This window comes from Luteibacter sp. P4_E6 (assembly GCF_056401535.1).
In genome coordinates, this window is record NZ_JBFUJE010000112.1 from 1 (window position 1) to 10622 (window position 10622).

Sequence of the window (10622 nt, forward strand, 5' to 3'; positions counted from 1 at the left end):
GTGTGACTCCCGGCTCCTACAGCGACGACCTCAGCATCGACAATCGGGATGATGTCGCGGCGTGGTCGAAGGCTATCGCGCGAAGCGGCCGTCCGATCTGGTTGACGGTGTCGTGGCAGGTCGACAAGGACTACCAGGATGTATGGAAGACCTATGCCAACGGGCGTCGCATCGACGACGATGTGGAATGCGAAAGCCGTTGCGCCACGCTGACCAACTGGCCACGCATCGAGAAGCGCTTGCGCGATCTGCCGTCCTGGCAGGATACCTCCGGGCCGACCACGGGCTGGAATGATCTCGACTCGCTGGACATCGGCGACGGCGACTTCGATGGCCTGAGCATCGACGAGAAACGTTCGGCCATGACGATATGGGCGATGGCGAACGCGCCGCTTTACCTTGGCGGTGACCTCACACGTCTGGATGAAACCGGTAAACGTCTCGCGGGCAACGACGAGGTGATCGCCGTGGACCAGTCCGGCAAGCAGACCAGGCAGGTACTGGCGGGCGACATCAACGTATGGGTGACTGACCTCGGCAACGGCCGCTACTACGTGGCCCTTTTCAACATGAATGCGGCGACGACGGTCGCTGACTTGCCCTGGCACGTAGCTGGGTTGACGGGCGCACGTCGTTTGCGCGACCTCTGGGCCCATCAGGAACTGGGGCCTTCGTTGGGTAACCATCAGGTTGTGCTGCCGGCGCATGGAACCCAGTTGCTGCTGGTCGAGGCGCTACCGGGTCATGTCGCACCAACGCCGACAACCAGTTACGAGGCGGAGCAGGGCAGTCTGAGTGGCAATGCCGCTCCGTACGCATGCCCAGGCTGTTCGAACGGCTTCAAGGTCGGTGGGCTGGGGCTGGGCGCCGGCAACACAGTGAGCATCGATGGGGTTTACGCTCCCCGTAACGGCACGTACCTCATGCAGATCGATTCACTCACCCTCGGTCTACGTTCGTACCTCTACCAAGTGAACGACGGCCCGTTCCGTACGTTCAACTCCGGCGGAAGCAGCTTCCAGCTGCCCTCGAGCAGCACCGTCTCCGTGTGTCTTCAGAAGGGGCTTAACCACATCCGCTTCGGCAACACGGCGAGCTACCCACCGGATCTGGATCGCATCGTCATCAGTGGTCGCGGTGACGCACCACTGCCGACGAGTACGACGTACGAAGCAGAAGCAGCCACGCTTGGTGGCACCGTCACCGCCGGGTTCAGCAACTATTTCTCGGGTCTGGCCAAGGCGGGAAATATTGGCGGCGGTAGCGCGAATAGCGTGACGTTTACGAACGTCACGGCTCCCTATGCGGGCGTCTATCAGCTCGAGATCGACTACGCCACGAAGGGACCTCGCTCGCTGTTCCTGTCGATCAACGGAGCGAAATCGCAGGAACTGAGCCTGGACGGCAGCAGCTTCGACGATCCCGTGGCGAAGGTGCTGGAGGTGCCGCTGCGCGCCGGAAAGAACACTATCCAGCTGGGCAATCCGAGCGGTTTTTCGCCCGACCTGGATCGCATCGTGGTGACGCCGCGGGTGTTGCCTGCCTTGCTTGGGGTTTCTACGCAGGCATGCAAGTAGGGCATACGCTGATATAAGCGGCACAGCTTTTGTAGGAGCCGATTCATCGGCGATAGCCAGTTTGCGGCTAGCACCCATCGCCGATGAATCGGCTCCTACATTGGCTATTCGCATCTACCTGGCTGTTTGCATCTACCTGGCTCTTCGCGGTTATGCAGAGACTGGAACGTCGTTTTCTTCGGCCGCCCAGGCCTTTGCATCGGCGCCTGCAAAAATTCGCAGGGGTGCCGATGGATCGGTCACGGCGTGCCAGACAGCCTCGTTGACATCTTCGACCTTCGTGATCGGCGCCGATGTGTCCGTCAGTCCAGCCATGAGCTGCTGCGCGATGCCTGCATAGGCTTCGTGGTCGAACCCGTGCATGCGTCCATTGCCCTGTCCGTTTTCCCCGAAGCGGGTATCGGGAGCACGCCCGGGCAGGACAAGGTGCGCACGAATGCCGAACCCTGCCACTTCTGCCGCAAGCGTCTCGGTGAAAGCGTTCACGGCCGCCTTGCTCGCACGGTAAGCGGAGACCAGCGGCAAGGGCTTGAGGGTGATGCTCGAGGTGACGTTGACGATGACGCCTGCCTTGCGCTGGCGGAACTGGGGCAGCACCGCCTGGGTGACCGCCATCGTCCCGAAGGTATTGGTCTCGAAGACGTCACGTACGACGTCCATGGAGAGCAGCTCGGCGGGCGCCGCGGTGCCGATGCCTGCATTGTTGACAAGCGCGTCGATCGGCCCGGCCGCCTCCACCGCGTGGCGAATGCTCGCCTCGTCAGTCACGTCCAAAGACAGGATACGCAGGCGCGCCGAGGGCGGGAGCAGGTCGTTGCGCGGCGTACGCATGGTGGCCACCACGTCCCAGTCACGTTCGAGAAAGTAGCGCGCCAACTCGAGGCCAAAGCCCGAGGAACAGCCCGTAATCAAAACCGTCTTCATCCAGGAACTCCTTCATTGCCAAGTGCAATGAGGGCACGATAGGCTTCCGTCTCGGAACTAACTACCGTCGAAGGTACGAATTCCATTAGCAGGAGTACGGATTTGGTCGACCCGCTCACCGAAGTGGTCACATTGCTCCAGCCGATCACCCGGTTCTCCAAGCAGGTGCTCGGTGGGGGTCCCTGGCGTGTCAGCCGGTCGAAGCCGGACGACCCGTTTTATTGCGTGGTGCTGCAGGGCGGATGCCGCGTCACCATCGACGACGACGATCCCATCGAACTGTCATCGGGCGATTTCATTCTTGTTCCGCTGAGCCATGCCGTGGGGATGACCAGCCTGGAGCCGCCGCCCGAAGGCGTCGAGTCGGATCCGCCCGTGTGCATGGCAAGCGGGGAATTCACAATAGGCGCGCAAGACGAACCAGCGAACGTACGAATGCTCGTCGGGCACTGCAGCTTCGCCTCGCCCGACGCCGCGTTGCTGGTCGCCTTGCTGCCCCGCGTGATCCATGTGCGCGGTGAGCATCGTTTGGCGACCCTCGTCCAGCTCGTGCGTGACGAGTCGCGCGAGCAGCGTCCCGCGCGCGAGGCGGTACTCGCCCGGCTCGTCGAATTACTGCTTATCGAGGCCTTCCGCTTGACCACCGGTACGGGCGCATCGCCGGGACTGGTTCGGGGGCTTGCCGATGCACGCCTCGCTACCGCCATCCGTCTCATGCACGAGCGACCGTCACATCCGTGGACGGTGTCGGAGCTGGCAAAGGAAGCGGCCCTCTCGCGTACCACGTTCTTCGTGCGCTTCAGTCGCGAAGTCGGCGTGACGCCCATGGACTATCTCCTGGCCTGGCGCATGGCATTGGCAAAGGATCTTCTGCGTCAGGGACAAGGGCGGATCGCCGAGATTGCGGAACGTGTTGGCTACGGTTCGGCGAGCACGTTCAGTGTCGCGTTTACGCGGCATGTGCAGCTGTCGCCCATGCAATATGTTCGGGAACATGCCCACGGCTGACCGCAGGAACTCGTTCCCGGACACGGCTGGGTGGCTATGCTAGGTTTCGCTGGCAGGGGGATTCTTCGGGGAGAGCGGTAGATGGCGATCACCAACGAGGCGGTCCGCAAGGGCCTGCAGGCGGGATTGTTCGGTTGTGTCATGACGTGCTCGGTGCCGGTTGTCCAGGCAGCGACGGCGCCGGGGTTCGATGTGGGGTCAGCGAATGTCGCCGTAGCCGACCCCTCCGTGCCCAGGCCGCCGGGAAAGGCCTGCACGGTCGAGCTGTTCAACGGTTTTACTTTCCGGGATTTTTCCAACCATCCCTATACCTATGCGCCGCCCGTGGGCTGCGGGAAGTCGTGGTCGAAAGTCGTGCTTGAAGCCGATTTCTCGGTAACGGCCGGTCGCCAGTTCGACCGTACCGCGTCGTTGTGGCTGGCGGGTGCGAATATCTATTTCGGCACGACACAGGAACCCTCGGCCACGGTGTCCCCGAGCTGGCACGTCGAGCGGGATGTGAGTGACTTCGCCAGCATGCTGGGCCAGCCACAAACCGGTCAGGCGATCCTGGGCAACATCGTCGACGGAACCTACACCGGCATCATCAGCGGCTCCGCCCGTCTCGTCTTTTACCCGGCCAACGTGTTGGCACCGAAGGTGGATGCGCCCGATGCGGTGTTCCCGCTATCGGACGGAACCGCGGGCGGCACCGTCGCACTCAATACCGGCAACGATGTGCTGTCACGCACGCTCACCTTGCCTACCAACGTGGAACGCGCCTATCTGGACGTGTTTGCCCAGGGACAGGGCGGCGACGAGTTCTGGTACTCCTGCGTCCCTGACGCGCAGGCCGATGAGGCGCAGAGTTGCGGCGGCGGTTCGTACCGTGAAGTGCAGGTTTCCATCGACGGACAGCAAGCCGGTGTGGCTCCGGTGTATCCGTGGATATTTACCGGTGGCATCGATCCCTATATGTGGCGTCCCACGCCGGGCGTACAGACGCTCAACTTCCTACCTTACCGCGTCGATCTGACACCTTTCGCCGCGCTTCTCAACGACGGAAAACCCCATGCGTTGGCGATCGGCGTCACGGGTGCCAATGGCAACTTCTCCGTCACAGGCAACCTGTTCGTTTACCTTGACCGTGGTCGGAAGGTACTGACCGGAGCGGTGACGACCAACACCTTGCAGGGCCAGGCACCTGTCGCCTCGATCGACAATCAGCTGACCGAGGCGGGCGGCGTCGTAAGCGGCTCGATCGCGACGCGTGCCTCTCGCAGTTTTCGCGTGGCCGGTTACGTGGACACCTCGCGCGGAAGGATAGCCACGGACGTGAACCAGACAGTGACCTTCCGCAACACGCAGTCCTTCGCGATCGATCCGGCGCACTACAAGCAAGGCATCGACCAGCTAGCGACAGTCGACAGCACCACGAAGACACGACAGGGACCGCTCGGCTTTACCGTGACAACGGAGGCTCACTTTGACTATCCACTGCTCGCAAGCTTCGGCTACACCTTCGACACCGCAGGCAACATAGTCACCGCACCAAGCGCGGTCACGCAGAGCTTCTCGCGCCAGTTCAGCAAGAAGCTGGGCAACCTGGTCATCTACCGCAGCGATGTCGACAACAGCATCGACACGGCCGATACACTCGCCTTCACCAATGGTGCAGTGACGGGCCACTCGGGACAGCGCAGTACCCAGCAATTCCGCGCCAGTGACAATCTGGGGAGCTGCTACGGTCGTGATGTCACCACCGCGATGGGGGTTCTTACCGCCGCGACGGATGGCGGCGGTTGCCCGCAAAGCCGTAACCGGTTGCTGTGGTTCACGCATCCGGACGGTTCGCCCGATACGTCCCGAACGGAAGATCCTGGGATCTTCTGACCTTGCCGTTAGCCGGGGGTGCGTGTCGCAGCCCCCGACTGACGGCGCCAGATCAACGGATACAAGATGGCGATCTCAAGGGTGCCAGGCGGGCGAGCGGCAGCCATGCGATGCGCTGTGTGATTGTGTAGCACCCGGGCACCGGCGTAAGTTACGCCTAACGTTACGCGTAACAACTCTCCCGAGACGGAACCGGTTCCCCCATGCCACCCACCAAGCAGGTCAGTACCGGAGCGGAGCGCCAAAAGGCGTTTCGTGACCGGATGACGCGAATGGGCATGACGATCCCCAGGATCTACATGACCGAGGGCGAGCAGGGGCTGGTGAGAGAGTTCCTGCGACATCACCGCAACGAGCGAACCGATCAGTTGATCGGTGGAATGGATTTGCAGGCCATGAGCCAGAAATGGACGACGCAGCGTTTGTTCGATGCGTTAGAAGAACACGCCCGGAACCAGCAGCATGTGTCACGCGTGTGGCTTCAGGCGACGCCGGCGTCGATCGAGCTTGCGTTGTCAAACTATGGCGACCAGCCGCTGCACCTTGTGGTGACCGAGTATGAAATACGCATGACGACGCCGCTCTGCGATCAGCGCGCGGTGCAGGATCCCTTGCGCTTCAACGAGGCCTGCCTGCGCCTGGGCCCGAACATGCCGCTGTCGAATGTGGGCCTGGTTGGCTCGCATTACATTTTGTTTGGTCAGCTGTCCGCGCATTCGCCGCTGGCAAATATCGTCGAGGAACTCGATGTCATGGGCCGGAACGTGATCGATGCGCAGGGCGAGCTTTCTCACCTGATCGGGTAGCGGAAAACGCCTCAAACCCTCTTACGTAAAGCCTTTCTGCTCGTTTGTGGCGGCAGTCGCGTGCGCGCTGCATTTTCTGCCAGTCAGGCTACTTCGCTTTCTTGTTGATGTACCGCGTTGTTGCCCCGGCATYGCGCCGGGCCCTTTTACCCATAAGGACATCCAGCCATGACCTGGCTTATTGCTATCGCAGTTGCCGTTGTCGTACTGATCGTGCTCGTCGCTGTTTCCAATGTGATTGTCTACATCCCCAATGACCGCGTCGGCGTGGTCGAGCGCCTATGGGGTGCGCCATCGGTCAGCCGTGGACTGATCGCACTCAAGGGTGAGGTGGGTTACCAGCCGACCGTGTTGCGTGGTGGTCTGCATTACTTCGCCCCGTTCCAGTATCGCGTGCACAAGGTCGACCTGGTGACCATTCCGCAGGGCGAGATCGGCTATGTCTTCGCGCGTGACGGTCACGATCTGGAGGAAGGGCAAGCTTTGGGCCGCACCATTCCGGAAGGTATCGAGGATGTCGCAGCCTTTTTGCGTGCCGGTGGCCAGAAGGGTCCGCAGCGCACGATTCTTCGCGAAGGTACGTACGCCTTCAACGTGGCGCAGTTCGCCATCATTACGGCGTCGCGCGTGCATGGCCTGCTGATGTCCGAAGAGGAACGCGGCACGATCGACCACATGGGCAGCGTCCTGAAGGAACGCGGCGGCTTCTCGCCAGTCATCATCGGTGGCCGTCGCGAGAAGGCCTCCGCGGATGCCGATGACACCGCCAACGACATGCTCGGCGTGGTGACGGTGCACGATGGTCCGGTGTTGCCGCCGGATGAAATCGTCGCGCCGCGCGTGGGCCAGGATACGTCCGACAAGGCGACGTTCCACAACAACTTCCAGAACATCGACGCCTTCCTGCAGGCCGGCGGTAATCGCGGTCGCCAGCATCAGGTCCTCGTGGAGGGTACGTATTACATCAACCGCTTGTTCGCGACGGTGGATTTCATCCCCAAGACGGTGGTGCCGGTCGGCTTCGTTGGCGTCGTGGTTTCGTACATCGGCAAGGCCGGTGCCGACCGCTCGGGCGAGGGTTACTCGCATGGCGAACTGGTCGACAGTGCTTGCCGTGGTGTGTGGAAGGAGCCGCTGCTGCCGGGCAAGTACGCGTTCAACCTTTACGCAGGCAAGATCCAGCTGGTGCCGACGACCAACTTCATCCTGAAGTGGACGCCGGAAGTGACCAATGTGCACAAGTTCGACGAAAACCTTTCCGAGGTGTCGTTGATTACCAAGGACGCGTTCGAACCGCTGTTGCCGCTGTCGGTGGTGGTGCATATCGACTACCGCAAGGCGCCCCTGGTGGTGCAGCGCTTCGGCGATATCAAGCGCCTGGTCGACCAGACGCTGGACCCGATGGTCAGTGCCTACTTCAAGAACATCGGTCAGACGAGAACTCTGATCCAGCTGATCCAGAACCGCGCGGATATCCAGCAGCTGGCCAGTGTAGAGATGATGGAGCGCTTTGCCGCCTACAACCTGGAGCTGCAGGAAGTGCTGATCGGTACGCCGCACGGCAGTACCGGCAACGCGTCGGGTGCGCGTATCGATACGCTTCTTAATCAGCTGCGCGATCGCCAGGTGGCGATCGAACAGGTGGCTACGTTCGAGTTGCAGGAAGAATCGGCGGTGAAGGAGCGCTCGCTGCGCGAGGCACGTGCCAAGACCGATATCCAGGCCGAGCTGACCAATTCGGCGATCCATATCGAGATCAAGAAGAACGTCGGTGATGCCAACGTGGTGGAAGCCACCAAGCGTGCGAACGTGATTGGCATCGACGCGGACGCCGAGCGTCGCCGCCTGACTGCGGAGGGTGATGGCCGTGCGTCGGCGATTGCGGCCGTAGGTAAGGCTGAGGCACAGGCGATCGAAGCGAAGTCGACGGCGTTGACTGGCGAGGGTGCGCGATTGCAGCTGATCAATACGCTGGGTGCGCAGTTTGCCGAGGCGATTCGCGATGGACACATCGCCATCGTGCCGAAGATCTCGTTGGGTGGTGGCGAGGCTGGTGGGAATGGATTGTCTTCGTTGATTCAGCTGGCGAGTGCGTTCCTGGCCGAGCGGGCGGATGGGGAACTCTCCGATGGGAAGGCGTTGCAGACGACCCAGGGGTGAGCTAACAAGCAGCGCCCGCGGTCCTACGGTATCCCCCGGCTTAGCCGGGGGATTTGGATGATCGGGCTTGCGAGAGACGACATTCCCGGGCCAGGTCATTGCCCACCTCTGGTATTTCTCATGCCGAGGCAGCCGCCATCGACTAGAAGGCATGAAATGCGGGCGACGGCGTGATGTAGGCCAATGAGGATTGGCCTGATGGTCAGCTGGTCGCGATAAGCATGCAGATGGCCGGGATAACGGAAAGGATGGCCGTCACAGGGTGAAGAGGCTTCCTGCGCAGGAAGCCGACGACGAGGAACACACCCAGCAACAGGGTGAGCCAGCCGATGGCCATCGCGATGAGCCAGTAGACGCCCGCGCCCGACGCTTGTCCGTCACTGGCGACAATCTTGAACCGGATGAGCAGATAGGCTGCGACGATGAACAGAGGTGCGGCGACGGGTAGCCGAAGATAGCTGAGCCGGGAGTAGGGTGGCTCGCGAACCGTGAGAACGGCGACGATCAGGAGGCTCGCAAACCACGTGATCAACGGCCAGTTCCTCTCTACTGGCGCGACATAGACGGGATGCCATAACCTGGCCGGGGAGATCACCGCGTTGACGCGTCCTGCTGCGGCGGCTACCGCCCGGTTGTCGGCCACTGACATCTGCTGGTAGCCGGCGTATACGCCGCCGGGATCTTCCATGTCGTGGCCGGGGTAGACGAAGTCGAGCCGGCGCACCATGCACGGCGCACATTTCGTCGGATCCTGCGTGGTGACTTCCAGCGTCGTCCAGTTCTTTCCCCAGCCGGGTGGCATCCGAAAGGTAAAGACCAGGCGCGTCGTCCAGGTGCTACCCACAAGCGACTTCTTGCTCGTGCGATCCGACAAGAAGAAGCCTTCATGCTCGTACGACTCGACATAGGCACGCTCGAGCGCATCCTGTGACATGCCGTAGTGAGGAACGGGGTCCTTCGAGTTATTGACTCCCGCGAGGGCGGCGACGGGCCAGAGGAGCAGAAGCATCGCGATGCCAGCGAGGGTGCGGCGCATATGACGAGGTCCATCTCGGAAAGACGTGTTATGCCACGGCGCACCGCTTTCGCCTAGCGAGGCCGTGGCTTGCCCTAGGTCACGGCTTCGCTGTTCCCGAAGCGGCTGCCGCCACGATGACCATCTGCAGATCGTAGTGCGACGCGTCCACGCCAGGCTTCGTGGAGAAACTCAGCGTGACATCCCGGTTCTCCTGCCGGCTGCTCCAGCGATGCGGACCGGCGGCCTTCCACAGGCCGGTCTTGCGCGCCCCGACGTCGAGACGGTCGAGCAGCTCGGCGGCAGGTGTGGTCGTCTGCACGTGATAGCGCGTCTCCCAGCGGTCGAGGTCACCGGCAGAGACATACTCGTCGAACTTTGCGTCTTTCGGCCAGTCGACGCCGGCTTGCAGCAGCGTCTTCGTCAGATAGCGATCGGCGAGCCGCGAACGGACGAAGCCGCCTTCGGGCTTCCAGTCGTATTCAAGGCGCAGGGCGACGGTGCGTGCTTCGTCGGTGCCGCGAATTTTCGCGACCACGTGCAGCGCGGCGTCGATGCCCGACGAAAGACCAGCTGACGTCACCAGCTTGCCGTTGTCGGCCCAGCGTACGTCGCGGATCACCTGGATCTTCGGGAAGGCCTTGGCCAACTCGTCGATGCGTGGTGTGAAGGTGGTCGCCTTGTCGCCGTCGAGCAGGCCGGTGGCACCGAGGATGAAGGCGCCGGTGCAGACTGAGAGCACCTGCTTTGCCGGCACGGATCGTTGGCGGATGAAGTCGAGGATGCGCGTGTCGCGTTGTGCATCGGCCACGTCGCCACCGGGGATCAGCAGCACGTCGAACGGCGGGGCCGTGGCGAAGCTCGCGTCCGGCGTGACCTTCAGGCCCATCGCGGTGCTCACCGGCTTGCCGTCCGCCGATACCGTGACCACGCCGAAGCCCGCGTTGCCGAAGACCTCGTAGGGTCCCGCGAAGTCGATGATCTGGACGCCGTCGAACATCACGATGCCAACGCGCACCGGCGGGTCCGACATCGGCGCGTGTGCGGCCAAGGCGGGCATGGCGAACACCATGGCAATAAAGATCAGCAGATGACGACGCATGGACGCTTCCCCTGGATTTGACCTGCCGGACCTTAGCGCAACTGCAGCCACCGAAACAGACATGGAGCCCGCACAAGCGGTCACGTGAGCAGAGTGTCCGGAGTGTCCGCGGACAAGTGTCCGGGGACAGCCGTCCTGGACAGGGCCGGGCGTACGGA

General features: G+C 62.3%; 8 protein-coding genes. 5 read left to right on the top strand and 3 right to left on the bottom strand.

The window, feature by feature from the left end:
* On the top strand, positions 1 to 1577 hold a 1577-nt coding region (locus AC1DT2_RS09265; RefSeq protein ID WP_477295964.1), incomplete at its 5' end, for a CBM35 domain-containing protein.
* A gap of 150 nt (positions 1578 to 1727) precedes the next feature.
* On the opposite strand, the gene AC1DT2_RS09270 is transcribed toward AC1DT2_RS09265, so the two are convergent.
* Positions 1728 to 2501: an SDR family oxidoreductase gene (locus AC1DT2_RS09270; protein ID WP_477295965.1), complete on the bottom strand. Its 774-nt coding sequence runs from the start codon at positions 2499 to 2501 to the stop codon at positions 1728 to 1730.
* A gap of 102 nt (positions 2502 to 2603) precedes the next feature.
* Between AC1DT2_RS09270 and AC1DT2_RS09275 the strand changes: the two genes are divergently transcribed.
* The 4 genes from AC1DT2_RS09275 to AC1DT2_RS09290 all read left to right on the top strand — a co-directional run bounded on the left by AC1DT2_RS09275 (position 2604) and on the right by AC1DT2_RS09290 (position 8347).
* On the top strand, positions 2604 to 3509 hold the full coding sequence (locus tag AC1DT2_RS09275) for an AraC family transcriptional regulator (RefSeq protein WP_477295966.1): 906 nt from the start codon (positions 2604 to 2606) through the stop codon (positions 3507 to 3509).
* 81 nt (positions 3510 to 3590) lie between these two features.
* Entirely contained in the window at positions 3591 to 5381 is a 1791-nt protein-coding gene (locus tag AC1DT2_RS09280; RefSeq protein ID WP_477295967.1) for a peptide-N4-asparagine amidase, read from the top strand.
* A gap of 203 nt (positions 5382 to 5584) precedes the next feature.
* On the top strand, positions 5585 to 6187 hold the full coding sequence (locus tag AC1DT2_RS09285) for a YjfI family protein (protein ID WP_477295968.1): 603 nt from the start codon (positions 5585 to 5587) through the stop codon (positions 6185 to 6187).
* Between the two features lie 168 nt (positions 6188 to 6355).
* Positions 6356 to 8347 (top strand): SPFH domain-containing protein, encoded by a 1992-nt coding sequence (locus AC1DT2_RS09290; RefSeq protein ID WP_477295969.1) that lies wholly within the window; start codon positions 6356 to 6358, stop codon positions 8345 to 8347.
* 202 nt (positions 8348 to 8549) lie between these two features.
* On the opposite strand, the gene AC1DT2_RS09295 is transcribed toward AC1DT2_RS09290, so the two are convergent.
* Positions 8550 to 9383, bottom strand: a complete 834-nt coding sequence (locus tag AC1DT2_RS09295) for a hypothetical protein (RefSeq protein ID WP_477295970.1) — start codon at positions 9381 to 9383, stop codon at positions 8550 to 8552.
* A gap of 79 nt (positions 9384 to 9462) precedes the next feature.
* Positions 9463 to 10464 carry a DJ-1/PfpI family protein gene (locus tag AC1DT2_RS09300; protein ID WP_477295971.1) on the bottom strand — a complete coding sequence of 334 codons (1002 nt, stop codon included), beginning with the start codon at positions 10462 to 10464 and terminating at the stop codon, positions 9463 to 9465.
* Between the last annotated feature and the right edge of the window lie 158 nt (positions 10465 to 10622).